Origin of the sequence: Stenotrophomonas sp. STK17_22 (assembly GCF_051983905.1) — a bacterium.
Taxonomy (GTDB): domain Bacteria; phylum Pseudomonadota; class Gammaproteobacteria; order Xanthomonadales; family Xanthomonadaceae; genus Stenotrophomonas; species Stenotrophomonas maltophilia_A.
The window spans coordinates 2,913,737-2,937,540 of the sequence record NZ_CP197010.1 but is presented as its reverse complement, the minus strand read 5'-3'; the positions used below and the strand labels follow the sequence as shown (position 1 = coordinate 2,937,540).

Here is a 23,804-nt window from a genome sequence, read left to right as displayed (position 1 = left end):
GGCATGAACCGACCGATGCGCCACGCTTGATTTCAATCAGGGCCACGCGAAGAGGAACGCCCGAAGATGTGTGCCATGAGCTTCCACGTCGATGAGAGTGAGGACACTGCGCTGCAGGCAGCATTGCTGCGGCAGCCCCGGCATGTGCTGTTCCCGGCGGCTGACCAGTTCAGCACCGGGTTTGGCGAAAGCGGCTGGCGCGCCGCCGTGCGCGCCAGCAATGAGCACCTGATCCCGCGTGGCTTGACGCTCGGCTTCCAGGCCGGTCGTGGCGGGCGCGATGTGCCGCCACAGGCGTATCTGGACACCTTGCTGCTGGCCCTGCAGCTGCAGGCCGATGCCCTGGCCGAGGACCGCGAAGTGGTGGCGATGGTGCTGCAGCTGGGCTTGGCCGAGACCTTGCCGCCATCCCAGCTGGGCCAGCTGCTGGATGCGGTGCCGCAGCACCTGCGCACGGTGGCGCGCCCGCAGGTGGAGGTGCGGCTGGACGCCGGCAGCGCGCTGTCACCGGCGCAGCTGCGTGCGGTCGGCTGTACCCGCCTGAACGTGATCGACCGTGCCGATGCGCCGGGGCCAACCCTGCTGGCACAGGCGCGGCAGGGCGGCTTCACCGCGCGCTACTACCAGCTGCGGGTGCCCGGTAGCGAGGACACCGGCTTCATCGAACGGCTGCATGAGGTGCTGGCCGAAGCGCCTGAGCGCATCCTGCTGCCGGCGCCGTGTGCGCTGCCACGGGATCCCTCGGCGGCGCACTGGCTGCAGGCCTGGCGCCTGCTGCGCGCGGCCGGTTACGAACCGATCGGTGGTGATCACTACCAGCGCGGCGACCTGCCCAACCCACATGGGCCCGGCGATGGCCAGCGCCACTGCGACCTGGCCGGCGTGCCACGGCGTGACCGCAGTGATTTCATCGGGCTTGGCCTGTCCGCCTGCAGCCAGATCGGCGAAGTGTTCTACCGGCTGGAGGACGAGCTGGGCGAATGGCGGGCGCGATTGCAGTCCGGTCACATGGGCGTGGCCGCGGGCCTGATCCTGTCCGAGGACGAGCGGATGGCGGCCGAGGTGGCACAGAGCATCGCCTGCGATCATGCGCTCGATGCGGCCGCCTTCGAGTGGCGCAATGATGAACCGTTCGAGGAATGCTTCGCCGAACAGCTGCCGGCGCTGTCGCCGCTGCTGGCGCGCGGCTGGGCGCAGTGGGATGCTCGTGTGCTGCGGCTGGCCAAAGAAGGGCGGTTGCTGTGGCGTATGATGGCCGCATGCTTCCGGCCGGCGGCCGCCATCGTTTGAGTCCTGCCCCGATGTCTTCAACTCCGCCTTCCCAGGGTCGCCTCGGCCGGGCCACGCCGAACCCCGCCGCCGCCGATGACGGCGACGCGCTGCACTTCTGCAGCACCTGTGCATTTTCCGATGCCTGCATGTCCCAGGGTTACGACAAGACCGCGCTGGGCGACCTGCACGTCCTGGTCGACCACGTTGGCCCGTTCCATGCGGGTGACTACATCTTCCGCGCTGGCGAATCGTTCGATTCGATTGCTGCGGTGCGCGCCGGTATGGTCAAGACCTTCGTCGATGACAGCCAGGGCAACGAGCAGGTGCTGGGCTTCAGCCTGCCCGGCGAAGTGATCGGCCTCAATGCGATCCACGGTTCGCGCTTCCCCTGCAATGCGGTGGCGCTGGACACCGTGCACCTGTGCCGCATCTCGTTCCCCAAGCTGAGCCTGCTGGCCACGCGCATGCCGGGGCTGCAGGCCAAGCTGTTCAGCCTGCTCAGTGCGGAGATCGGCAAGGTCGCCACGCTGGCCGCGAATCACCGTACCGAAGAGCGCATGGCGGCGTTCCTGCTCGACATGTCCGAGCGTTACGCGCGGCGCGGTTTTTCCGCCACGCGCTTCAACCTGACGATGGCGCGTACCGAGATCGCCAACTACCTGCGGATGGCGCCGGAAACCGCCAGCCGCGTGCTGCGCCGCCTGAGCGATGATGGGATCATCGCGGTGAAGCAGCGCGAGATCCTGCTGCTGCAGCCCGAGCGTCTGGCGGCGCTGGCGGTGGCCGACGAATCCGATCCGAACTGAACCTGGCCGGGAGCCGACGATGAAACGCGCTGGACTGTTGTTGCTGGGACTGCTGGCCACGCTGCCGGCCTGGGCCGCCGAGCTGACGGTGTCGGCGGCATCGAGCCTGACCGAGAGCTTCCGTGAACTCGGCACCGCCTATGAGAAGGCACACCCGGGAACCAAGGTCGATTTCAACTTCGCCGCGTCCGGCGTACTGCTGCAGCAGATCAGCCGTGGCGCGCCGGTGGACGTGTTCGCCTCGGCCGATGAAACAACGATGGACCAGGCACAGCAGCAGGGCCTGTTGGCGGCGGGCACCCGCGAGGTATTCGCGGTGAACGCGCTGTGGGTGGTGGTGCCGCCGCAGGCCAAGGTCGCGCCGCGTAGCTTGAAGGACCTGACCGGTGCCGGCGTGCAGCGCATCGCACTGGGCAACCCGGACAGCGTGCCGGTCGGTCGCTACGCCAAGGGCGCGCTGGAAGCGGCGGGCTTGTGGCCGTCGGTGCAGGGCAGGGTCATCACCACCCAGAACGTGCGCCAGTCGCTGGACTACGTGGCGCGTGGTGAAGTGGATGCCGGCTTCGTCTATGCCACCGATGCGCAGGCGATGCCCGACCGGGTGCGCCGTGCCTTCGCGGTGCCGGTTGCCGGGCGCATCGCCTATCCGCTGGCGGTGACCAAGGCCAGCGCGCAGCCGGCCGAGGCCAAACGCTTCGCCACCTTCGTGCGTTCGGCGCAGGGCCAGGCGATCCTTGCCAGGCACGGGTTCGGCAAGCCCTGAGGCATGGATCTCGACTGGAGCGCGCTGGGGTTGTCGCTGAAGGTGGCCGGCTGGGCCACCGCGATCAATCTTGTAGTGGGTGTGGCGCTGGGCGCACTACTGGCGCGGCGGCACTTTCCCGGACGCGAGCTGCTGGATTCGCTGCTGACCCTGCCGATGGTGTTGCCGCCAACGGTGCTGGGGTACTACCTGCTGGTGCTGATCGGCCGCAACGGACCGATCGGCGCGTGGCTGCAGTCGTGGTTCGGCATCAACCTGGTGTTCACCTGGCAGGCGGCGGTGATTGCTGCGGCGGTGGCCTCGCTGCCGCTGGTGTTCAAGCCGGCACGCGCGGCGTTCGAGGAAGTGGACGGACAGCTGGAACAGGCCGCACGCACGCTCGGTGTGTCCGAAGCGGCGGTGTTCTTCCGCATCACGCTGCCGCTGGCCTGGCGTGGCATCCTCGCTGGCCTGCTGCTGGCGTTTGCACGTGCGATGGGCGAGTTCGGCGCCACTTTGATGGTGGCTGGCAGCATTCCGGGCCGCACGCAGACATTGTCGATCGCCATCTACGAGGCGGTGCAGGCCGGTCAGGACGGCAAGGCCAACGCGCTGGTGATCCTGACCTCGGTGGTGTGCATCGTGATCCTGCTGCTGGCCGCACGGCTGGTGGGCGGGCGTCGCCGGGAGCTGCGTGATGTGGCTTGACCTGCAGGTGCAGCGCCGACTGCAGGCGGCCGGCCAGAGTTTCGGGCTGGACGTAGCTTTGCAGTGCACGCAGCGGCAGGTAGTGCTGTTCGGCCCCTCGGGCGCGGGCAAGAGCCTGACGCTGAAGGCGGTGGCCGGGCTGCTGCGTCCGGGCCAGGGCCATGTGCGACTGCAAGGGCAGACCTTGTTTGACGCGGCGACCGGCGTGGACCTGCCGCCGCAGCGCCGCCGGCTGGGCTACGTGTTCCAGGATTACGCGCTGTTCCCGCACCTGAGCGTACGCCAGAACGTGGCGTTCGGTCTGCAGAAGGGCTGGTTGAATCCGCGGGCTGGCCAGCGCTTCGATGCGGTGGAGCAGTGGCTGCACGCATTCCGCATCGACACGGTCGGTGATCTTCTACCGTCGCAGGTCTCCGGTGGCCAGCGCCAGCGCACTGCACTGGCACGCGCCCTGGTGACACAGCCGCAGGCGCTGCTGCTGGATGAGCCGTTCTCGGCGCTGGACCATGATCTGCGCCAGCACCTGCGCCAGGAGCTTGAGACCGTGCTGGACAAGACTGGCATTCCGTTGCTGTTGATCAGCCACGACCCGCAGGATGTGGCCATGTTCGGCCATCAGGTGGCGCGCGTAGTGGATGGCCGCATCGTCGGCGGTTGATCCGTGATGGACGCACGGGCGATGGATGGCTACATCTGATGGTAGTGCCGGCCGCTGGCCGGCAACCGTGGAATCCGGAGCAGCCGGCCAAGGGCCGGCCCTACCGGTTCGGGGGTTCCGCGACGCTCAGGTGATGAATGGTTGCATCTGATGGTAGTGCCGGCCGCTGGCCGGCAACCACGGATTCCGGAGCAGCCGGCCAGCGGCCGGCTCTACCGGTTCAGGAGTTCCGCGACGCTCAGGCGATGAATGGTTGCATCTGATGGTAGTGCCGGCCGCTGGCCGGCAACCATGGAATCCGGAGCAGCCGGCCAGCGGCCGGCTCTACCGGTTCAGGGGTTCCGCGACGCACAGACGATGGTTGACTACAGCTGATGGTAGTGCCGGCCGCTGGCCGGCAACCACGGAATCTGGGGCAGCCGGCCAGCGGCCGGCTCTACCATTCCAGCGTTCGCGCAATCCAGTGGAATGGATCAATACAGCTCGCAATGCGTGCGGCCTTCACCTCGTAGCGTGTCCCAATGCCCTTCGCCACTGATGGCATCGATGGCCTCGCGCACCGCGCCTTCCAGGTGGCTCTTGTTGCCGCACAGGTAAAGATGCCCGCCGCGGGCCAGCACATCGCGCACTTCATCGCCGCGCTGCTGCAGCACATGCTGCACATAGACCTTTTCGGCGCCATCGCGCGAGAACGCGGTATGCAGGCCGGCCAGCACGCCACGCGCGTGCCAGTCCTGCAGCTGTTCGCGGTACAGGTAATCGTGCTGGCTGTGCTTCTCGCCGAACACCAGGTGCACTTCGCGCGCGCAGGCGCTGGCCTGCAGCTCCTGCATCAGGCCCATCAACGGTGCGATGCCGGTGCCGGTGCCGACCAGCAGCAGCGGTGCCTCGCCGGTATCGGGCAGGTGGAAGCCGGGATTGGAGCGGCAGTACACCCGAGCGGTATCGCCGCCGTGCAGCAGACTGCCTGTGGCGGTGCCAAAGCGCTCGCGACCGCGCAGGGTGTAGCGTACTTCGCGCACGCACAGGCTTAGCTGGTCGTTGCAGGGGTGCGAGGCGATCGAGTAGGCGCGCGGCAGGCGCGGTGACAGCAGCTCGCGCAGGCGGGCCAGCGGCACGCTGGCCGGCGTGGCGTGGTCCTGCAGCACGTCCAGCAGGTCCAGCCCGTGCAGGTAGGCTTCCAGCTCGCGCTTCTGGCTGACCTTCAACAGGCCCTTCAGTACCTCGCTGCCACCTAGCTTGGCCAGCTCGCGCAGCACGCCCTTGCTCAGCAGGCGCAGCTCCCGGTCATGCAGCGCAGCCACAGCGGCGGTGTCGCCGTACCAGGTGGCCAATGCCTGCAGCAGGGCAGGGTCGTTCTCGGGTACCACGTGCAGGGTGTCGCCGGCGCGGTAGGCCATGCCACTGCCGGCAATGTCCAGTTGCAGGTGCCAGGCGGCCGGGTCGCTGCTGTTCAAGCGGCGGCGTTCGAGAATGCGGGCGGCAAAGGCATTGTCTTCGCCATAGGCGGTGACCTGCAGGTGCAGGTCCTGGCCAGCGTTGAGGTCGCCATCCAGAACCTGGCCCAGCACCGGCTGCCATTGCTGGAAGAACTGCTCGTAACCCAGGTCGGCATCCACGCGGTGCAGCAGCGGCTGCGCCTGGCGCTCGCTCAGCGCGGCATCCAGCGCCTTGGTGAAGCCGCAGAAACTGGGGTAGCCGGTGTCACCAAGGCCGAATACTGCATAGCGCAGGCCGCTCAGCGTCGGGGTCTGGCGCAATGTTTCGAAGAACTGCTCGCCGTTGGCTGGCGGTTCGCCGTCACCGAAGGAACTGGAAATCGCCAGCAGTACATCGCCTTGGCCGAGACTGGCCACGTCGATATCGTTGAACGGAAGCACCTGCGGCGCGTGCGGCTGCAGGTCCGCGCCCAGGCGCTGGGCCAGGGCGCGGGCATTGCCCGACTCGGACGCGAAGCCCACCAGCAGGCGGCTGAAGGGCGTGCTTGTCGGGAGGGCGTTCACGCGGCCTCGTAGAAGTCGTCGAACTTTTCCTTGCTGAACTCGACCAGGTCGTAGTTCTGCATCAGGTCGTTCACCACGCGGCGGATGCTGATGTACGAGGTGATGTTGCCGTCGGCGTCGAACAGCGGTTGCACGGTGGTGTCGACCACGTAGAGCACGCCACCCTTGCCGAGGTTGGGCACGATGCCGGTCCAGGTCTTGCCAGCCTTGATGGTGTCCCACATGTCCTTGTAGACCGCCTTGGGCACGTCAGGATGGCGCACGATGCTGTGCGGCTGGCCGATCAGCTCCTCGCGGGCGAAGCCGGTGAGCGTGCAGAACAGGTCATTGGCGTAGGTGATGTTGCCCTGCAGGTCGGTGGTGGAGATCACCATGACGTTCTGCATGGCATTCAGCAGCTGGGCGTTGTCGGGGGTGTAGCTCATCGCAGGGTCCTTGTGGATGCCGGTAACGCCGGCGTGTTCGGGTCCTGCATAGAAATACGCCCGCACGGCGGCGGGCGCTTTGACATTGATCAAGTGGGTGGCGGGATCGGCTGCGACTGGGTGTCGCAGGGGGGCCGCCGGGCATGGCCCGGCGCTATCAGGGTGGCGGTACAAGTGTAGCGCCGGGCCATGCCCGGCGAAGAGGTATCAGCCCATCAGATAACGCAACACACCCGCCGAGACCACGCCGATCAGCACCGTCGGCAGCATCGACAACCGCGTGGCGGCCAGCAGGGTGATCGCCAGCGCGGCGAGGTCGGCGGGCTTGTCGGCGACGAAGTCGGGCGCGATCACCGAGATCAGCACGCAGCCGGGTGCGGCTTCCATCACCGTCACTGCGCGCTTGCTCAGTGTGCGGTTGCGCAGTGCGAGGAAGCCGATGATGCGGGTCAGGTAGGTGGCAGCGGCCATCAGCACGATGGTCAGCACCGAGGTCCAGTGGATCAGTCCGTTGAAGATCATGCCGCGTCCTCCGCCAGCAGCCAGGCTGCGGCCAGACCGGCCAGCGCGCCGCTGGCCACGTACCAGGCGCCGGGAACCAGCAGGTAGGTGGCCGCGGCCACCACCAGGCTGACCAGCCACGGACGCGCTGCTTTCATGCCCTGCCACATGCCGCGCAGCAGCACCAGGAACACGGCCGGGAAGGCCATGTCGAAGCCGTAGGCGTGGATGTCGCCCAGCATCGGCCCAACGATCGCGCCCAGCGCGGTGCAGGCGACCCAGACCGTGTACAGGCCTGCCGACACGCCCAGGTAATAGGCCAGGCTGAAGCCGAGCGCACGGCGGCGCGCGTCGGCCACGCCCATCGCCCAGCTCTCGTCGCACATGAAGAACAGCGCCGGCAGCACGCGGCGGCGCGGCAGGTGCTGCAGCAGCGGGGCCAGGCTGGCGCCCATCAGCAGGTGGCGGCTGTTGACCAGCGCGGTGATCGCCACGATCAGCGCGATATGCGGCGGCGAGGTCCACAGTTCGACGGCGGCGAATTCCGAGCCGCCGGCGAAGTTGAGGCCGGTCATCAGCGGCACTTCCAGTGCGCTCAGGCCCTTCTGCGCGGCCTGGGCGCCGAGCACCAGGGCAAAGGGAATGAAGCCGATCATCACCGGCACGGCAGCGCGCAGTCCGCGCAGGAATTCGGCACGCGGCGCGGTATCGCAGGTGTCGGGCAGGGGGAGGGTGGTACGGGCGTCCATGGAACGGCACAACGAGGTGGGGGTGGCCCATGCTAGCGGTCCAATCGCGAAATCGGGTTGCGTTGATGCCATTCAATTCGGGAATATTGAGATTCCATGCGGCGAAGGTCGCCAAAGGTGAAATCCCGTGCAGTATCAGCTCGACAACCTCGATCGCCGCATCCTCGATGCCCTGCAGCGTGACGGACGGCTGCAGAACCTGGAGCTGGCCCGGCTGGTGCGCCTCTCGCCCTCGGCCTGCCTGCGGCGGGTGCGGCTGCTGGAGGAGGGCGGCTACATCGACCGCTACGTTGCCCTGCTGAATGAGGCCAAGGTGGGGCGTGGCTTCACGGTGTTCGTGCGGGTCTGGCTGCGCGGGCAGGACGAGGACACCACCAATCACTTCATCAACAGCATCAAGTCTTTTCCGGAAGTGCTTGAATGCCATCTGATGGCCGGTGACTGCGATTTCCTGCTGCGGGTGGCGGTGGCGGACCTGGATGCTTACCGGCAGTTCCAGATGCAGCACCTGAACCGGATTGCCGGGGTGCAGAACACCAAGACCGAGATTCCGATGCAGCGGATCAAGCAGACGACCCAGTTGCCGCTTTGAGGGATGGGGGTTCCGGCCGGGTTGCACCCGGCACCCGCGGTAGTGCCGGCCGCTGGCCGGCAACCTCAGGAGCAACAGCAACCGCAACGGCGATGTTCCCAGGGCGGCGGGGCGGTGTGGCCAGGCAGGACACGCCGTAGACCCATCCATGGGGGCTCGATGGCGCCATCCATGGCGCCAACGGTCCTGCCTGCCCACACCGCCCCGCGCCTGACAGTTCCCCGCGACCTGTTGGGGTCGGATCCCGTTGCTGTGCAACGGGCTCTGACCCCGGGAGCAGATGGACATGTCTGTTCGATTCATTGATTCCTGATGCGTGACTGGGTTCACGGAGCCTGGCTCAACGCCGGGCGTAGGCAGCGGTCATCGCAATGACATCTGGCCCCGGTACGGTTTGAGCCTGCTTGCTGGTCGCGCGGGCCGGGTCTGCGGTCGTGGCGCGCGTCCACTGCAGCTGCTGTCGCTGCCGAGGGTCATGTGTTCTACGTCAGGGGGCTGAATGGACACCATGCGGTCAGAACTTGGAAGGTGGCCATCGCCGCATGGCTGCTGCTGTCCTTTGCCGCTGCCGCGCAGGACGGTGTTCATGCCTACGACATCCCTGCGCAGCCGCTGGAACAGGCGGTCGAGCGCTTCAGTGTCATCAGCGGGTGGTCGGTGATGTACCCGGGCGATCTTGCCGCCGGCCGTAGCAGCCATGCGCTGCGCGCCAGCCTTGCGCCGCTGCCTGCCTTGCAGATGCTGCTGCAGGATTCCGGTATCGAGGCCGAGGTGATCGGCGAGCAGCGCGTGGTGCTGCGCCGGGGCACGCCCGCGGCAGCCGAACCCGGTATTGGCGCCGAGCTCCCGGATGCTGAACGTCGGCGTCGCTACGGCGGCCTGCAGCAGCGGCTGCGTGCGGCGTTCTGTGACGACCCCGAGATCGCGCCCGGCCGCTATGCCGCAACGCTGCGCTTCCGCGTCGACGGCGAGGGCCGGGTGCAGCAGCCCGAGCTGCTGTCGGGCAGTGGCAGTGCCCGCCGCGATGCGCGCCTGGTGCAGGCGCTGCAGAGCCTGGTGCTGGCGCCCGAGGCCGCCGCGCTGCCGCAGCCGGTGACGCTGCAGATCCGACCTTCCGGCACCGACCACGACTGTGGCCGGCGCGCGCCCCTTCCATGACTTCAAGGATTCGAACATGAGCAACGGTACGGCTGGGGCAGTTGACCTGATGGACCACCTTCTGGGGGCCTACGACGAGCTGAAGCGCCGCCTGGTGCGCAAGCTGGGGTCGGAGGAGCTGGCCGGCGATGCGCTGCAGGACACCTGGATGCGCCTGAGTGCGCGCCGTGACCGCCTGGATGCGGTGCAGAACCCCGCGGCCTACCTGCTGCGCATGGCGATGAACACGGTGATCGACCGCCAGCGTGCCGACCACCGCCTGCTGAGCCTGGAAGAGGTGGATACGCTGATGGAGATGGCCGACCCGGCACCGGGCCCGGCGCAGGCGGCCGAACTGGATTTCGCGCTGGAAGACATGGTCGGCCTGCTGCAGCGCATGCCCGAGCGCCGACGCCGCATCCTGCTGGCGATCCGGGTCGATGGCCTGCAGCAGCGCGACGTCGCCGACCAGCTGGGCGTGTCGCTGCGGCTTGTGCAGCGCGAGCTGAAAGCGGCCCAGGACTACCTGGCCGAGCGCAGCGGACAGGGGCGTCAGGTGCGGTTCTGAGCGGCGGCATGCGTCTACACTTTGACGCCGAGCAGAACCCCGCAGCGTGCGGGTCCGGCATGAGCCCCCATGGATCCTGACGATCGCCCGCAACGCCCGCTGGATGCCGTCGAGCGTCAGGCCCACGCGTGGGTGGTGCGGCTGACCTCGGGCGAGGCGACCGCCGCCGATGGGCGCAGGTTCCGCGAGTGGTGCGAGGCTGACCCGCGTCATCGCGAAGCATTCGGCCGTGCGCGCCGGCAATGGGAGCAGGTAAGGCTGGCCGGCGAGCAGCTGCCCGCCGCCGCCCGCCAACCGGTCGCGCCGACGCCGTCCCAGCGCTGGAGCCGGCGCGCCTTCCTGGGCGCCGCGATTGCCGCCCCGGCCAGTCTGGTGGTGGTGGCGGCGATCCGCCCGCCGCTGGGGCTGTGGCCCTCGGTGAGGGCGATGGCGGCCGATTTCCACACCGGCACCGGTGAACGGCTGCAGATCGCGCCCTTGCCGCAGCTGAAGATCGAACTGGATACACAGAGCAGCCTGCGCCGTCGTTCGGACACGCTAGGCGAAGGCTTCGAGCTGGTGCAGGGCCAGGCCGCGATCGAAACCCAGGCAGGCCTGCGCCTCGCCCTGTTCGCGGGGCCGGGCTGCGTGATCGCCGATGAAGGTGCGGTGCGCCTGGACGTCCGCAACACCCACGGCCAGGTACGGGTGACCTGCCTGCAGGGCAGCGCCCGCATCGAGCACCCGCAGGGCCGCCTGCAGCTGCAGGCGGGCCAGCAGACCCAATACGACGAGCGCCTCAGTGGCGTGGTGGCCGAAGCCCTGGCCTCGGAAGTGAGCGCCTGGACCGAGGGCATGCTGGTGTTCCGTCGCGCTCCATTGCGCGAGGTGGTGGATGAAATCAACCGCTACCGCCGCGGCAAGGTGCTGCTGGGCGAATCGGCATTGGCGCGGGCCCCGGTCAGCGGCCGCTTCCGCATCGATGATCCGGACGCGGCGCTGGAGCAGCTGCGACTGACGATGTCGCTGGATCTGCGTCGCTTTCCGGGTGGCATTGCCGTCCTTGGTTAGATGAAGACGCTGGCCGTGCGCGCCGTGCAGGGCTGTTGCAAGCAAGGAGACGCCAAGGATGCGCAACGAGATCATCGGTGTGCTGGATCTGCGCCGCAACCTGTCGGCGTTGCTGGAAACCACGCAGCGACGGCCCTTGATGGTGCATCGCTACGGCTCGCCATGGGTGTGCGTGGTGTCCGACGCGCAGTGGCAGCAACAGGCCGTGCTGCTGGACTTCGATCCGCAGTCGCACCCGTTGGCGATGCTGCTGCGGCTGCAGCAGCAGGTGCTGCCCCTCGCTGAGGCCGGCACGCTGCCGCCTGCGGCGATGGCGCGCGTGCTGCTGCTGATGGGCATGCACGGCATCGACGATCTCGTGCAACTGCACGAGCAGGTACAGCATCATCGTCTTTGGCACTGGTTCGTGGCCGGCAGCCATGGCGTGATGGATGGCTGGCAGCTGCCAGCGCTGCGTGTTGCTATGGCGTCATGGTGCGATGACGCGGAGATGACCGACGCGCTGGCCGCGTTCGCCGCGCGCAGCGATGTGGCGATACTGGCGCGCCGTTGCGGGGGCGAAGCACCGCGACTGGAGCGCGAAGCCTGCAGGCAGGTGACGCTGCGATGACGTTGTCGATGAAGCGCCACGCAGCGCACAGAGCTGCATGCGCGCTGTCGTTTCACCTGCCTTGCTGACGTCTTCTCCAGAGTACGGCGCACCATGCGTCGCGGAGCACGGGCGGCGCCGATGGCAGAGAGTCGCAGGATCAGCATGCTGGAGCTGGATCGTCACCTGAGCCAGTCGCTGGAACAGGCACGGCATACGCCCGTGAACGTGCAGCGCTATGGGCGCTCGTGGGTCTGGGTACTGTCCAGTGACGCCTGGGCAGATGCGGCGCGCTGGGCGGCACTGGACAGCAGCGCGCATCCGCTGGCGGCGTTGCGGCGCGCCCTCGATCTGCAGCTGCGGCCCTGGCCCGAAGCGGCCATGAACGCGCTGCCGCTTGACGCGGGCGATGTGCGGCAGCTGCAACGTGCGGCGTTGCTGGTGGTCGTGCGTGATCTCACCAGTGCGCAGCGCGTGCACGACGATCTGCGCTACCACCAGGCCTACCGGATGTTCATCGGCCTCGACCATGGCACCGCGTGGTCGCCGATGCAGTGCCTGCGCCTGCTGCAGGCCTGCGCGCACCCGTTGCTGCGCGGCTGCATCGACGATGCGCTGGCCAGCGTGCCGCAGCACTTGTTCGAGTCTGCATGTGTACCTGCGGCACGTGCTGCGCCTGCACAGGCACACGCGCAGCGAATAGCAGGCGGATGTTTATCGTACTGACACATGCACCGCTGACCATGGCGCAGCGGTCTCTTCCAGGATGACGAGGGCGGAACAATGGCAAGGCAGGTGGGTGGTCGCAGGGCTCGGCAGCAGGGCTTCAGCCTGATCGAGATCATGGTGGTGGTGGTGATCATCGGCATTCTCGCGGCATTGATCGTGCCGCGGTTGATGGACCGTCCCGACCAGGCGCGCGTGGTGGCGGCGCGCCAGGACATCGCGGCGCTGATGCAGGCGTTGAAGCTGTTCAAGCTGGACAACGGGCGCTACCCCAGCGCCGAACAGGGCCTGCAGGCGCTGGTGAAGCCGCCGCAGGGCAGCGGTGCGATGCCGGTGACACCGTATCTGGATCGCCTGCCGAATGACCCATGGGGCCATCCGTACCAGTACCAGATTCCCGGAACCCATGGCGACATCGATGTGTTCTCGCTGGGTGCGGACAGCAAGCCCGGTGGCGACGCCGGGAACGCGGACATCGGCTCCTGGCAGCTGTGAGGCGTGCAGATGACAGCCCGGACGCGTTCGGTCCCGTGCACCCGCCAGCGCGGCATGGCGGTGATCGTCGCCCTGCTGGTGGTGGCATTGGTGGCGGTGATTGCCACTGCACTGCTGACCCGGCAGTCGGCACAGCTGCGTGCGCTGCGTGGCGACCAGCTGCGTGCGCAGGTGCGCATGGCGGTCGATGCCACCCTGGAGCGCGCGGCGCAGCAGCTGCGTGACGATGTAAAGGAGCAGTTGACCACGGTGCGCAGCGGCCGTTGGGCGCGTCCACTGACGCTGCAGGCGCCGCTGCCGGTGCAGTTGCAGCTGGTCGATGCACAGTCCATGTTCAACCTGCGCAACCTGCTGGCCTATGGCAAGCCGGACCTGGAGGCACGGCGCGCGTTCATCGCGCTGTGTGCCGGGCAGGGACTGGGGCAGGGTGCTTGTGCATCTGCTGCCGACCACATCCAGGCGCGGCTGCGTGATGGCGACCTGCAGGCGCAGGCGCCGTTGCCGCGTGAATCGCTGATCGAGCAGGCCCTGGCGGGCGCCGACCCAGTGGCGGTGCAGGCACTGGCACGGCGCACCGTGGTGCTGCCGGCCCAGACCCTGGTCAATGCCAACACTAGTGACATCAGCGTGTTGCAGGCGGTCACTCCCGGCGTGGAGCCGGGGCGCCTGCAGGCGCTGCTCGGTGAGCGCGACGGTGGCCACTGGCTGCTCAACCGCGGCGATATCGCCAATCGACTGCAACTGAGCAACGCGCAGATGGCCGTGGTGCCGCTTGGCATTCATAGCGAGTGGTTCCTTGCCGTCGGCCAGGTACAGGCCGATGGCAATGCGGTCGACTTCAGGGCCCTGATCTGGCGAGAGTATCGCGATGACAGTGTGCGCGTGCAGCGTGTGTGGACGAGGATTGGAGCATGAGCGTGCAGCTGAGGGTGCGCCTGCCGGCGCTGGAACACCTGCGCGCCGACAGTACGGTCGAGTGGGCGCGGTTGCACAAGGGTGGGGTGCTGGCCCATGGCCGCGAGGGCTTGGCCGTGCTCGGGCAACGTCATCCGCAGGCCGAGGTGCTGGCCTGTCTCGATCCGCAGGACCTGATCCTGCTGGAACTGCAGCTGCCGCCACTGTCGGGCCGCAGGCTGCAGGCCGCACTGCAGGGCGAAGTAGAGGCGATGCTGCTGGATGACCTGCAGGAGGTCGCGTTGGCACACGGTGCGCAGGCGGCGGACGGCACGGTTCCTGTGGCGTGGCTTGGCCAGCAGGCAGTCCTGCAGGCGCAACAGCTGCTGGCCTCGTGCGCACTGCAGCTTCAGGCGCTGTATCCGACGCCGCTGCTGCTGCCGTGGCAGAACGGCCAGGCAACGCTGCAGGCTGACGGTGAGCATCTGCTGGTGCGCTGCGGGCGCGATCGTGGTTTTGTGCAGTGGTGCGGTGGGCGGGACACGGCGGCGGTGCTGCAGTCGCTCGCGACGCGTCTTCAGCAATCCGGGGTGCAGGCCGTGCAGTGGATCGACAGCGTGCCGTTGGCGTGGCCGGAGAACCTGCCGGCCACCGTGGTCGCGCATGAACTGCAGGCCAGCGGACCCGTGCCAGCGTGGTCGTTGCCACTGCCTGGTCGCAGCAGGCAGGCACCACGCGTGGCGATCGGCCTCGCATTGGCGGCGGTGTTGCTGGCTGCGCTTGGGCTGCAGCTGCAGGTCTCGCGCTGGCGCAGCGAGGGCGAGGCGTTGCAGCAGGACATGGCGCGGCAGTTCAGCTCGCACTTTCCGGAGATCACCGATGTGGTGGACCCGGTGCTGCAGGCGCGGCGCGCGCTGGCCGTGCCGTTGCCGGCGCCGCCGTTGCCACCGGTGCAGCGGCAGGTCGCAACGACGCTGCAGGCGATTCCGGAGTTGGGCGGCCAGGTGCGCGGCCTGCACTATCAACCCGGCCAGCTGGAACTGGAGCTGGACGCCGATGCGCAGGCGGTAGCCGATGACGCACAGCGGCTGGAGCAGTGGCAGCAGGCGGCGCAGGCGCAGGGCCTGCAGCTGGCGCGCGAGGCCGGTGGACGCCTGCGCGTGAGCGGGGGCGGACAGTGACCGCCAGAGCCGTGCGCCTGGGCGAGGGTGTGGCCGGTCTGCAGCGACGCTGGCAGCACCTGCCGCCGCGCGACCGCTGGATGCTGTGGGTGATGGTGCTGGCGCTGCTGGTAGCGGGGCTGTGGTCATTTTGGCTGGAGCCGCTGCTGAAACAGCGTGCGCACTGGCAGGCTGAGCTGCCGCGGCTGCAGGCGCAGGCGCGCGCACTGGCGCCGCTGCTGCGTGCACGCGAACGCCAGCAGCAGGTGCAGGGGCAGCGCCCGACGCTGGCCTCGCTGCGTAATGGAATCAAGTCCGCCGGCCTCGCCGATGGACTGCATGTCGAAGCACGCGACGGGCGTTGGCACCTGCAGGTGCAGGCCGTACCTGCTGACGCACTGTGGAACTGGCTGCTGCCCGTGCTGGCCGATCCGGCCATCGAACTGCAGCAGCTGCAACTGACACGCACAGGGGATGCGAACATGCCGGCGGCACGGATATCCGGAAACATCGTGGTGGCACTCACTGCGGGTGGCCATTCATGAGGGCGATGCGCAGCCTTGCCTGCAGCACTGTACTGGCCCTGATCGTGGGTTCCGCTCACGTTGTTGCACCGGCACAGGCGCAGGACGCCCCCGATGAGCCGGTGCAGCTGAACCTGGTGGATACCGATATCGGTGGCGTGCTGCGCATGGCAGCACGGTTCACCGGCCGCCAGTTCCTGGTCGACCCACGGGTGACCGGCAAGATGACGGTGGTCTCCGATGGCCCGGTCAGCCGTTCCCAGGCCTACCAGCTGCTGCTGGGCGCGCTGCGCATGCGCGGCTTCGCCGTGGTCGAGAACGGCGGGGTCAGCCGGGTGGTGCCGCAGGCCGACGCCAAGCTGCTCGGTGGCCGCGTGGGCAGCGGCGGTGCAGGGGGTGAGATCGCCACGCGCACCTTCGCGCTGCGCTACGAGAATGCGGCCGCGCTGGTGGCAGTGCTGCGGCCGATGATCAGCCCGGACAATCCGATCACTGCCAACCCGGGCAACAACACCCTGGTGATCACCGACTATGCCGACAACCTGGAGCGCATCGCGCGCGTGATCGCCAGCGTCGATACACCGGCCGGCATGGACACGGATGTGGTGAAGCTGCAGCAGGGCATTGCCGTTGACGTAGCGGCGATGGTCGCGCCGTTGCTGGATGCGCAGGGCGCCGAGCCCAGCCAGAAGGTGGTGGTGATGGCCGACCCCCGCAGCAACAGCGTGCTGCTGCGCTCCAGCAGCCCGGGCCGAACGCGCCTGGCGCGGCAGTTGGTGGAGAAGCTGGACCGTGCCCAGGACGAGTCCGGCAACCTGCATGTGGTCTACCTGCGCAATGCCCAGGCCAACCAGCTCGCCGGTGTGCTGCGCGGCGTGGTGGCCGGGCAGAGCGATGCACCGGCAATGGGCAGCAACGAAGGCATCACGCCACTGCCCGGCGATGCAAACCGTTCCACACCCGCGCAGCCGTCGCAGCCACAGCAGGCCAAGACCGGTGGCAATGCGCTGGAATCGCAGCGGCTGGACCCGAACCGCCGCGACCCGATCGACGCCGGAAGCACGGGCTTCAGCCAGAACGGCATTTCGGTGCAGGCCGACGTGGCCACCAACACGCTGCTGATCTCGGCGCCGGAGCCGGTCTACCGCAACCTTCGGCGGGTGATCGACCAGCTCGACCAGCGCCGTGCACAGGTGCTGGTGGAAAGCCTCATCGTGGAGGTCAACCAGACCGACGCGGCCGAACTGGGCGTGCAGTGGATGCTGGGCAATGGCCGCACCTTCGGCGGCACCCATTTCGGTGGTGTCACCGGCGGCAGCGGCCTGAACACCGCCGCGCGCACCACCCTGGACGTGCTGCCCAAGGACGGTCTGAAGATCGGTGTCATCGACGGCACCATCAACCTGCCCGGTGTCGGCCAGATCCTCAACATGAAGGCGTTGGCCAATGCGTTGCAGAGCAAGGGTGGTGCCAACATCCTGTCCACGCCGAACCTGATGACGCTGGACAACGAGGCGGCCAGCATCATGGTCGGCCAGACCGTGCCGTTCGTCAGCGGTCGCTACGTGACCGACGGTGGCGGCGGCAGCAACAACCCGTTCCAGACCATCGTGCGCGAGGACGTGGGCCTGAAGCTGCGGGTACGCCCGCAGATCTCCGAGGGCGGCACGGTGAAGCTGGACATCTACCAGGAAGTCAGCAGCATCGACGCGCAGAGCGCGAACAGCACGGCCGGCATCATCACCAACAAGCGCGCCCTGGATACCAGCGTACTGCTGGACGATGGCCAGATCATGGTGCTGGGTGGCCTGCTGGAGGACAACGTCAGCCACGGTCGTGACGCGGTGCCGGGGCTGGGAAAGATCCCGGTGCTGGGGGCGCTGTTCCGCAGTGATACGCGCAAGCGCGCCAAGACCAACCTGATGGTGTTCCTGCGCCCGCACGTGGTGCGCGACCCCGCCGCTAGCCAACGCCTGACCCGCGACCGCTACGACTACATGCGCAACGCGCAGGCCGGCGCGCAACCGGTGCAGAGCTGGGCATTGCCGGCGCTGTCGGCACCGCAACTGCCGCCGCAGGACCTGTCTGTACTCGGCCAGGGCAATGCGCGCGATGGCCAGGGCCAGCCGCTGCAGAGCAGCAGCCTGGCGGCGCTGTACCCGTCCGGTGACAGCGACGCACAGCTGGTGCAGTTCGCGCAGGGGCTGGACCCGGCCCGTGCCAGCCAGGGCGTGGCGCAGGTGCGGGCACTGGGCCTGCAGGCCTATGCCGAAGCGACGCCGGGCGAGAGCGGGCAACGCCTGCGGGTGCGATTGCCGCGCGACCCGGCGACGCTGGACCCGGCGCTGCAGCAGCTGCGCGGGCTGGGCTACACGCCGGAACTGGTGATCGGGCCGTGAGCGCGGCCGCGCCACTGCCGTACGCCTGGGTGCGCAGCCATGGCGTGATGCTGTCCGAAGTTGGCGGCGAGCCGGTCCTGCTGGGCACCGCCGACACCGCGGCGTGGGCCGTGGCCGAACTGCGCCGACGGCATGGACCGCTGCCGTTCCAGGCGCTGGATGCCGCGACCTGGCAGCAGCGGCTGGGTGAGCAGTACCGTGACGGCGGCGATGCCGCTGCCGTGGTCGGTGCCGCCGAAAGCGAAGTCGATCTGGACCGGCTGATGCAGGACATGCCGGAAGTCACCGATCTGCTGGACGCGCAGGACGATGCGCCGGTGATCCGCATGATCAACGCGCTGCTGGCACAGGCCGCACGCGATGGCGCCAGCGACCTGCACATCGAGCCATTCGAGACCCACTCGGTGGTGCGTTACCGGGTGGACGGCACGCTGCGCGACATGGTGCAGCCGCGGCGCGCACTGCACGCGGCGCTGGTGTCGCGCATCAAGATCATGGCCCACCTGGACATCGCCGAGAAGCGCCTGCCGCAGGACGGGCGCATCGCGATCCGGGTGGGCGGGCGGCCGCTGGATATCCGTGTCTCCACGGTGCCGACCGGGCATGGCGAGCGCGCCGTGCTGCGACTGCTGGAGAAGGATGCCGGGCGGCTGCAGCTGCAGCGACTGGGCATGGCCGATGACACCCTGGCCACGTTCACCGGATTGATCCGGCAGCCGCATGGCATCGTGCTGGTCACCGGCCCTACCGGCAGTGGCAAGACCACCTCGCTGTACGCCGCGTTGGGCCAGCTCGACAGCAGCACCAGCAACATCCTCACCGTGGAGGACCCGGTGGAGTATGACTTCGCCGGCATCGGCCAGATCCAGGTCAACGCGCGCATCGGCATGAGCTTCGGCACGGCGCTGCGTGCAATTCTGCGCCAGGATCCGGACACCATCATGATCGGTGAGATCCGCGACCTGGAGACCGCGCAGATTGCGGTGCAGTCGTCGCTGACCGGGCATGGCGTGCTGGCCTCGCTGCACACCAACGATGCGATCTCGGCGGTGACCCGCCTGGCCGATATGGGCGTGGAGCCGTTCCTGTTGGCCTCGTCGTTGCGCGGCGTGCTGGCGCAGCGGCTGGTGCGGCGGCTGTGCACGCAGTGCCGTCGTGCCGAGGTGGACGGCGACGGCCGTACCGTGTGGCGTGCGGTGGGCTGCGCGGCCTGTGCCAACAGCGGCTACCGGGGGCGTACCGGCATCCACGAGCTGTTCGTGGTGGACGATCGCGTGCGTGCGCTGATCCATGAAGGGCAGGGTGAACCTGCGCTGCGCGAGGCGGCACGGCGCGCCGGGATGCGGACCTTGCGCCAGGACGGCCAGCGTTGGGTCGACAGCGGGGTGACCACGCTGGAAGAGATCCTGCGCGTCACCGGCGACGACTGAGGCAGCGATGGCATTGTTCGACTACCAGGCCGCCAACGCGCAGGGCCGCATCGAGAAGGGCCAGCTGGACGCCGACAGCCCGCGCGGCGCGCGCCAGGTGCTGCGCGGTCGTGGGCTGACGCCCGTGCAGGTCAGCGCGGCGCGCAGTGCGGGCAGTGGCTGGGGCACGCGCCGGCTGTCCGCCAGCGAGCTGGCGTGGGCCACGCGGCAGCTGGCCAGCCTGCTGGCCGCCAGCCTGCCGCTGGAAGGCGCTTTGAGCGCGGTGATCGAACAGGCTGAGCGCCCCCATGTCGCGCAGGCGCTTACTGCCGTTCGTGCCGATGTGCGCGCTGGTCAGCGCCTGACTGTTGCGCTGGCCGCGCGGCCGCGCGATTTCCCGCCGATCTATCGGGCGCTGGTGGGCGCAGGTGAAGACTCCGGTGACCTGGCGCGGGTGATGGAGCGCCTTGCCGACTACATCGAAGAACGCAACGCGCTGCAGGCCAAGGTACTGACCGCCTTCATCTATCCAGCGGCGATCAGCCTGGTATCGGTGGCGATCGTGATCTTCCTGCTCAGCTACGTGGTGCCGCAGGTGGTGACCGCGTTCGTGCAGGCGCGGCAGACGTTGCCGATGCTCACGCAGGTGATGCTGGCGGCCAGCGCGTTCGTGCGCAGCTGGGGCGTGTGGGCAGGGCTGGGAATAGGTGCACTGGTGGTGGCATGGCGACTGGCCTTGCGCCGGCCCGAGCTGCGCCTGCGCTGGGACGCGATGCTGCTGCGGGTGCCGATGGTCGGGCGTTTCGCGCTGGGTGTGAACAGTGCGCGCTTTGCCTCGACGCTGGCGATCCTGCTGGATGCCGGTGTGCCACTGCTGCGTGCGTTGGAGGCGGCGCGGCAGACGCTTGGCAATGCGCTGCTGGCGCGCTGTGCCGATGATGTGGCTGCGCGCGTACGCGAAGGTGCGGCACTGGGTGCGGCGTTGAAGGTACAGAAAGTGTATCCGCCGATCCTGGTGCACCTGGTGGCCAGCGGCGAGAAGACCGGTTCGCTGGCGCCACTGCTGGACCGCGCTGCACAGACGATCTCGCGCGAGATCGAGCGCCGCGCGATGGCACTGACCGCACTGCTGGAACCGACCATGATCCTGGTGATGGGCGGCGTGGTGTTGACGATCGTGCTGGCGGTGCTGATGCCGATCATGGAAATGAACCAGCTGGCGCAGTAGTTCCACGCCATGCGTGGATGGATCGCGCGACGCGCGTCATATGCGGTGCGTCCACGCATGGCGTGGATCCAGTGACACCTGGATTTTCTCCACACAATCCTCCACACCTTTTTTCGATCTTCCACAGGTTTCTTAAGCGGCCTGTCATCGGCGCGGACCAGCATGGACACGTCGCCGCAGAGTGGGCTGGGAGGCCCTCGGCGGCAGCAGGCGTGTAGTGACCGTTCCTCCCTTGGTGTTTCCCTTCGCAGTAAACCCTTCAGGAGAAGATCATGTACAAGTACAAGACCCTGGCCGCGCTGGTTGCTACCGCGCTGCTCGCCACCGTTGGCGCCGCCTCGGCGCAGACCGTTACCGGCGGCGGCGCTTCGCTGCCGGCCGACCTCTACAAGGGTTCGTCCGACAGCATCCTGCCGGCGAACTTCACCTACGCCGTGACCGGTTCGGGCACCGGCAAGAAGGCCTTCCTGGAAAACAACTCGCTGCTGTTCTCGACCACCGGCACCGTGCACTTCGCCGGCAGCGATTCGGTGCTGAGCAGCACCGAGCTGAGCACCTACACCACCAACTTCAACCAGCCGACCAACGCCAACCGCTACGGCGCGCTGATCCAGGTGCCGTCGGTGGCCACGTCGGTCACCATCCCGTTCAACAAGGCCGGTTCGGCGGTGGACCTGAGCGTGGCGCAGATCTGCGGCGTGTTCTCGGGTGCGATCAGCGACTGGTCGACCATCGATTCCAACCGCAGCGGCCCGATCCAGGTGGTGTACCGCCCGGAAAGCAGCGGTACCAGCGAAATGTTCACCCGCTTCCTGGCTGCCGCCTGCGCCGCCGAGCCGGCTGCGACCTCGAACCTGGTCGGCGGCACGTTCGCCGTGAAGTCGACCTTCGCCGACCTGTACAAGCGCGATGCCAACAACAATCTGCCGGCCTTCCTGGTTGCCGCGCCGGCCACGGGCGGCACCTCGCTGTACAACGCTGTCTATGCGGCGGATGGCCGCATCGGCTACGTCGGCCCGGACGTGATCCCGAGCCTGACCGATGCGACCAAGGTTGCCAAGGTCAAGGGCTTCTCGCCTGACCAGGTGAGCGTGCAGGCCACCCTGGATACTGTCGCTCCGCCGACCGGCACCGCTGCCGAGAACCCCGCCAACTGGGTGCCGGTGTTCGGCAACCCGTCGGCCGGCTATCCGATTGCCGGCTACACCAACCTGGTGATCGGCCAGTGCTACAAGGATTCGGCGGTTGCCACCAGCCTGCGCGGCTTCCTGGCCCGTCACTATCCGGCGACCTACCCGGCGGCCTACGAGGCGTCGATCACCGGCCATGGTTTCATCCCGCTGACCAAGGCCTGGCGCGATGCGATCCGCAACCGCTTCGTGCTGGCCAGCAGCGCGGCCGGCCTGAACAATCCGAGCACCTGCTCGGGCATCGGCCGTCCGCTGTAATCCGCAGCACCGCGTGAACCCAGCTTGACCCGGCGCCGGCCCCTATGGCCGGCGTCGCCATTTCCGCCGTGCGGCGTGCAACGTCATGGTCCGCTGCACGCTGTCGGCTTCATGTCACGCGAACCGTCTATCAGTGGCAGGGCATGCGTTGCGCGTGTCTCCGATCACCGCCGCCGGTGCGGTCCAGTGCGCGGTCACTCGCATCAGGCGAATGCACGACGTCGGACGCCTCCAGCTGCGGTTGGTGGTCCGGCAACACGGGGCTGCGCTGCAGAGCTCGCGTAGGCACGAATGAGGATGGACGTGTCCTCATGCAGCGGGCTGGGAGATGACAGTAGGCGTGCAGTAACGGTACCTCCCTTGGCGTTTCCCTTCGCAGTAAACCCTTCAGGAGAAGATCATGTACAAGTACAAGACTCTCGCCGCGCTGGTTGCCACCATGCTGCTCGCTACCGTGGGCGCCGCCTCGGCGCAGACCGTTACCGGCGGCGGTGCCTCGCTGCCCGCCGACCTCTACAAGGGTTCGGCCGACAGCATCCTGCCGGCGAACTTCAGCTACGCCGTGACCGGATCGGGTACCGGCAAGAAGGCGTTTCTGGAAAACAATTCGGCGCTGTTCTCGACCACCGGCACCGTCCATTTCGCTGGCAGCGATTCGGTGCTGAGCAGCGCCGAGCTGAGTACCTACACCACCAACTTCAACCGGCCGACCAACGCCAACCGCTACGGCGCGCTGATCCAGGTGCCGTCGGTGGCCACCTCGGTCACCATCCCGTTCAACAAGGCCGGTTCGGCGGTGGACCTGAGCGTGGCGCAGATCTGCGGCGTGTTCTCGGGTGCGATCAGCGACTGGTCGACCATCGACACCGACCGCAGCGGCCCGATCCAGGTCGTGTACCGTCCGGAAAGCAGCGGAACCAGCGAGATTCTCACCCGATTCCTTGCCACTAACTGCGCCCGTGAGCGGGCTGAGACCTCGAACCTGGTGGGCGGCACGTTCGCCATCAAGTCGACCTTCGCCGACCTTTACAAGCGCGATGCCAACGGCAGCCTGCCGGGGTTCCTGGTGGCCGCCCCGGCCACCGGGGACACCTCGCTGTACAACGCTGTCTACGCGTTTGAAGGCCGTATCGGCTACGCCGGGCCGGACGTGATCCCGAGCCTGACCGATGCGACCAAGGTCGCAAAGGTCAGAGGCTTCTCGCCGGATCGGGCGCAATGGGAATTCATCCTGACTGTTTTCGATCCTCCGTCCGGCATCGCTGCTCAGGACCCTGCCAACTGGGCTCCCTACATGGGCAATCCTTCAGTCATCTACCCCATCATCGGCTACACGTACCTCTTGATTGGTCAGTGCTACAAGGATCAGACGGTTGCCAATAAGCTGAGGGGTTTCCTGGCTCGCCACTATTCGGCGGCCTACCCGGCAGCCTACGAGGCATCGATCACCGGCCATGGCTTCGCCCCGTTGCCCAAGATGTGGCGCGATGCGATCCGCAACCGCTTCGTGCTGGCCAGCAGCGCTGCCGGCCTGAACAACCCCAGCACCTGCTCGGGCATCGGTCGTCCGCTGTAATCCGCAGCACTGGTTGAGTCCTGCTTGACCCGACGCCGGCCTCCTGGGCCGGCGTCGCCATTTCCGCGACGGTGCCACTGCAGCGTTTCGCTGTCGGCTTCGTGTCACGTGAACCGTCTATCAGGGGCAGGGCATGCGTTGCGCG

The 23,804-nt window shown here is 67.9% G+C and carries 24 protein-coding genes; 20 read left to right on the top strand and 4 right to left on the bottom strand.

Translation table 11 applies throughout. The features are described from left to right. The first annotated feature begins 75 nt into the window (after positions 1-75). The 5 genes from ACSYS9_RS13650 to ACSYS9_RS13630 are packed head-to-tail and all read left to right on the top strand — an operon-like array spanning position 76 to position 4,186. The gene (locus ACSYS9_RS13650; protein WP_071227937.1) at positions 76-1,290 is read left to right on the top strand and encodes a coproporphyrinogen III oxidase; all 1,215 of its coding nucleotides are present in this window, start codon (positions 76-78) and stop codon (positions 1,288-1,290) included. Positions 1,291-1,301: 11 nt separating this feature from the next. Further along, positions 1,302-2,078 carry a helix-turn-helix domain-containing protein gene (locus ACSYS9_RS13645; RefSeq protein WP_012511268.1) on the top strand — a complete coding sequence of 259 codons (777 nt, stop codon included), beginning with the start codon at positions 1,302-1,304 and terminating at the stop codon, positions 2,076-2,078. Positions 2,079-2,097: 19 nt separating this feature from the next. Beyond that, a complete protein-coding gene (gene modA / locus ACSYS9_RS13640) occupies positions 2,098-2,841 on the top strand; it encodes a molybdate ABC transporter substrate-binding protein (protein WP_071227938.1) in 744 nt (247 codons plus the stop codon). 3 nt (positions 2,842-2,844) lie between these two features. After that, positions 2,845-3,528: a molybdate ABC transporter permease subunit gene (modB, locus tag ACSYS9_RS13635; RefSeq protein ID WP_071227939.1), complete on the top strand. Its 684-nt coding sequence runs from the start codon at positions 2,845-2,847 to the stop codon at positions 3,526-3,528. Then, entirely contained in the window at positions 3,518-4,186 is a 669-nt protein-coding gene (locus ACSYS9_RS13630; RefSeq protein ID WP_071227940.1) for a sulfate/molybdate ABC transporter ATP-binding protein, read from the top strand. The genes modB and ACSYS9_RS13630 overlap by 11 nt, the downstream gene beginning before the upstream one ends. 473 nt (positions 4,187-4,659) lie before the next feature. On the opposite strand, the gene ACSYS9_RS13625 is transcribed toward ACSYS9_RS13630, so the two are convergent. The 4 genes from ACSYS9_RS13625 to ACSYS9_RS13610 form a co-directional block, all read right to left on the bottom strand. Next, positions 4,660-6,189, bottom strand: a complete 1,530-nt coding sequence (locus ACSYS9_RS13625; protein ID WP_071227941.1) for a diflavin oxidoreductase — start codon at positions 6,187-6,189, stop codon at positions 4,660-4,662. Next, positions 6,186-6,614, bottom strand: a complete 429-nt coding sequence (locus tag ACSYS9_RS13620) for a PAS domain-containing protein (protein ID WP_005409905.1) — start codon at positions 6,612-6,614, stop codon at positions 6,186-6,188. The genes ACSYS9_RS13625 and ACSYS9_RS13620 overlap by 4 nt, the downstream gene beginning before the upstream one ends. Positions 6,615-6,821: 207 nt before the next feature. After that, on the bottom strand, positions 6,822-7,136 hold the full coding sequence (locus ACSYS9_RS13615; RefSeq protein WP_032128129.1) for an AzlD family protein: 315 nt from the start codon (positions 7,134-7,136) through the stop codon (positions 6,822-6,824). Continuing rightward, positions 7,133-7,864, bottom strand: coding sequence for an AzlC family ABC transporter permease (locus ACSYS9_RS13610; protein WP_014037422.1), 732 nt, complete (start codon positions 7,862-7,864; stop codon positions 7,133-7,135). The genes ACSYS9_RS13615 and ACSYS9_RS13610 overlap by 4 nt, the downstream gene beginning before the upstream one ends. Before the next feature lie 127 nt (positions 7,865-7,991). On the opposite strand from ACSYS9_RS13610, the gene ACSYS9_RS13605 reads away from it, so the two are divergent. The 15 genes from ACSYS9_RS13605 to ACSYS9_RS13535 all read left to right on the top strand — a co-directional run bounded on the left by ACSYS9_RS13605 (position 7,992) and on the right by ACSYS9_RS13535 (position 23,659). After that, complete coding sequence (locus ACSYS9_RS13605) at positions 7,992-8,456, top strand: Lrp/AsnC family transcriptional regulator (RefSeq protein ID WP_071227942.1); 465 nt, start codon at positions 7,992-7,994, stop codon at positions 8,454-8,456. Between the two features lie 477 nt (positions 8,457-8,933). After that, complete coding sequence (locus ACSYS9_RS13600; protein ID WP_071227943.1) at positions 8,934-9,614, top strand: TonB C-terminal domain-containing protein; 681 nt, start codon at positions 8,934-8,936, stop codon at positions 9,612-9,614. Positions 9,615-9,630: 16 nt separating this feature from the next. Continuing rightward, positions 9,631-10,161, top strand: a complete 531-nt coding sequence (locus ACSYS9_RS13595; protein WP_032128154.1) for an RNA polymerase sigma factor — start codon at positions 9,631-9,633, stop codon at positions 10,159-10,161. A 69-nt stretch (positions 10,162-10,230) separates the two neighbouring features. Further along, entirely contained in the window at positions 10,231-11,211 is a 981-nt protein-coding gene (locus ACSYS9_RS13590; protein WP_071227944.1) for a FecR family protein, read from the top strand. 58 nt (positions 11,212-11,269) lie between these two features. After that, the gene (locus ACSYS9_RS13585) at positions 11,270-11,821 is read left to right on the top strand and encodes a hypothetical protein (RefSeq protein WP_071227945.1); all 552 of its coding nucleotides are present in this window, start codon (positions 11,270-11,272) and stop codon (positions 11,819-11,821) included. A 144-nt stretch (positions 11,822-11,965) separates the two neighbouring features. Beyond that, positions 11,966-12,526, top strand: coding sequence for a hypothetical protein (locus ACSYS9_RS13580; protein WP_256200904.1), 561 nt, complete (start codon positions 11,966-11,968; stop codon positions 12,524-12,526). 57 nt (positions 12,527-12,583) lie between these two features. Then, positions 12,584-13,021 carry a type II secretion system major pseudopilin GspG gene (gene gspG / locus ACSYS9_RS13575; protein WP_014037416.1) on the top strand — a complete coding sequence of 146 codons (438 nt, stop codon included), beginning with the start codon at positions 12,584-12,586 and terminating at the stop codon, positions 13,019-13,021. 9 nt (positions 13,022-13,030) lie between these two features. Further along, a complete protein-coding gene (gene gspK / locus ACSYS9_RS13570; RefSeq protein WP_071227947.1) occupies positions 13,031-13,936 on the top strand; it encodes a type II secretion system minor pseudopilin GspK in 906 nt (301 codons plus the stop codon). Next, on the top strand, positions 13,933-15,096 hold the full coding sequence (gene gspL, locus ACSYS9_RS13565; protein ID WP_071227948.1) for a type II secretion system protein GspL: 1,164 nt from the start codon (positions 13,933-13,935) through the stop codon (positions 15,094-15,096). Before gspK ends, gspL begins: the two co-directional genes overlap by 4 nt. Next, positions 15,093-15,620 (top strand): type II secretion system protein GspM, encoded by a 528-nt coding sequence (gspM, locus tag ACSYS9_RS13560; RefSeq protein ID WP_071227949.1) that lies wholly within the window; start codon positions 15,093-15,095, stop codon positions 15,618-15,620. The genes gspL and gspM overlap by 4 nt, the downstream gene beginning before the upstream one ends. Next, positions 15,617-17,998, top strand: coding sequence for a type II secretion system secretin GspD (gspD, locus tag ACSYS9_RS13555; protein ID WP_071227950.1), 2,382 nt, complete (start codon positions 15,617-15,619; stop codon positions 17,996-17,998). Before gspM ends, gspD begins: the two co-directional genes overlap by 4 nt. Next, positions 17,995-19,428 (top strand): type II secretion system ATPase GspE, encoded by a 1,434-nt coding sequence (gene gspE / locus ACSYS9_RS13550; protein ID WP_071227951.1) that lies wholly within the window; start codon positions 17,995-17,997, stop codon positions 19,426-19,428. The genes gspD and gspE overlap by 4 nt, the downstream gene beginning before the upstream one ends. A gap of 7 nt (positions 19,429-19,435) precedes the next feature. Further along, positions 19,436-20,635: a type II secretion system inner membrane protein GspF gene (gene gspF, locus ACSYS9_RS13545; RefSeq protein WP_071227952.1), complete on the top strand. Its 1,200-nt coding sequence runs from the start codon at positions 19,436-19,438 to the stop codon at positions 20,633-20,635. Between the two features lie 272 nt (positions 20,636-20,907). Further along, entirely contained in the window at positions 20,908-22,083 is a 1,176-nt protein-coding gene (locus ACSYS9_RS13540) for a substrate-binding domain-containing protein (RefSeq protein WP_071227953.1), read from the top strand. Positions 22,084-22,483: 400 nt separating this feature from the next. Next, positions 22,484-23,659, top strand: a complete 1,176-nt coding sequence (locus ACSYS9_RS13535; protein WP_071227954.1) for a substrate-binding domain-containing protein — start codon at positions 22,484-22,486, stop codon at positions 23,657-23,659. The last annotated feature ends 145 nt before the right edge of the window (positions 23,660-23,804 follow it).

What these genes read in the sequence shown, in the direction of transcription:
- ACSYS9_RS13620 (WP_005409905.1), bottom strand. Translation starts at nt 6,614, where the DNA reads ATGAGCTACACCCCCGACAACGCCCAGCTGCTGAATGCCATGCAGAAC.
- gspK (WP_071227947.1), top strand. Translation starts at nt 13,031, where the DNA reads ATGACAGCCCGGACGCGTTCGGTCCCGTGCACCCGCCAGCGCGGCATG.
- gspF (WP_071227952.1), top strand. Translation starts at nt 19,436, where the DNA reads ATGGCATTGTTCGACTACCAGGCCGCCAACGCGCAGGGCCGCATCGAG.
- ACSYS9_RS13580 (WP_256200904.1), top strand. Translation starts at nt 11,966, where the DNA reads ATGCTGGAGCTGGATCGTCACCTGAGCCAGTCGCTGGAACAGGCACGG.
- ACSYS9_RS13630 (WP_071227940.1), top strand. Translation starts at nt 3,518, where the DNA reads ATGTGGCTTGACCTGCAGGTGCAGCGCCGACTGCAGGCGGCCGGCCAG.
- gspL (WP_071227948.1), top strand. Translation starts at nt 13,933, where the DNA reads ATGAGCGTGCAGCTGAGGGTGCGCCTGCCGGCGCTGGAACACCTGCGC.
- ACSYS9_RS13595 (WP_032128154.1), top strand. Translation starts at nt 9,631, where the DNA reads ATGAGCAACGGTACGGCTGGGGCAGTTGACCTGATGGACCACCTTCTG.
- ACSYS9_RS13610 (WP_014037422.1), bottom strand. Translation starts at nt 7,864, where the DNA reads ATGGACGCCCGTACCACCCTCCCCCTGCCCGACACCTGCGATACCGCG.
- ACSYS9_RS13535 (WP_071227954.1), top strand. Translation starts at nt 22,484, where the DNA reads ATGTACAAGTACAAGACTCTCGCCGCGCTGGTTGCCACCATGCTGCTC.
- gspD (WP_071227950.1), top strand. Translation starts at nt 15,617, where the DNA reads ATGAGGGCGATGCGCAGCCTTGCCTGCAGCACTGTACTGGCCCTGATC.
- ACSYS9_RS13650 (WP_071227937.1), top strand. Translation starts at nt 76, where the DNA reads ATGAGCTTCCACGTCGATGAGAGTGAGGACACTGCGCTGCAGGCAGCA.
- ACSYS9_RS13540 (WP_071227953.1), top strand. Translation starts at nt 20,908, where the DNA reads ATGTACAAGTACAAGACCCTGGCCGCGCTGGTTGCTACCGCGCTGCTC.
- ACSYS9_RS13615 (WP_032128129.1), bottom strand. Translation starts at nt 7,136, where the DNA reads ATGATCTTCAACGGACTGATCCACTGGACCTCGGTGCTGACCATCGTG.
- modB (WP_071227939.1), top strand. Translation starts at nt 2,845, where the DNA reads ATGGATCTCGACTGGAGCGCGCTGGGGTTGTCGCTGAAGGTGGCCGGC.
- gspG (WP_014037416.1), top strand. Translation starts at nt 12,584, where the DNA reads ATGGCAAGGCAGGTGGGTGGTCGCAGGGCTCGGCAGCAGGGCTTCAGC.
- modA (WP_071227938.1), top strand. Translation starts at nt 2,098, where the DNA reads ATGAAACGCGCTGGACTGTTGTTGCTGGGACTGCTGGCCACGCTGCCG.
- ACSYS9_RS13645 (WP_012511268.1), top strand. Translation starts at nt 1,302, where the DNA reads ATGTCTTCAACTCCGCCTTCCCAGGGTCGCCTCGGCCGGGCCACGCCG.
- ACSYS9_RS13585 (WP_071227945.1), top strand. Translation starts at nt 11,270, where the DNA reads ATGCGCAACGAGATCATCGGTGTGCTGGATCTGCGCCGCAACCTGTCG.
- ACSYS9_RS13590 (WP_071227944.1), top strand. Translation starts at nt 10,231, where the DNA reads ATGGATCCTGACGATCGCCCGCAACGCCCGCTGGATGCCGTCGAGCGT.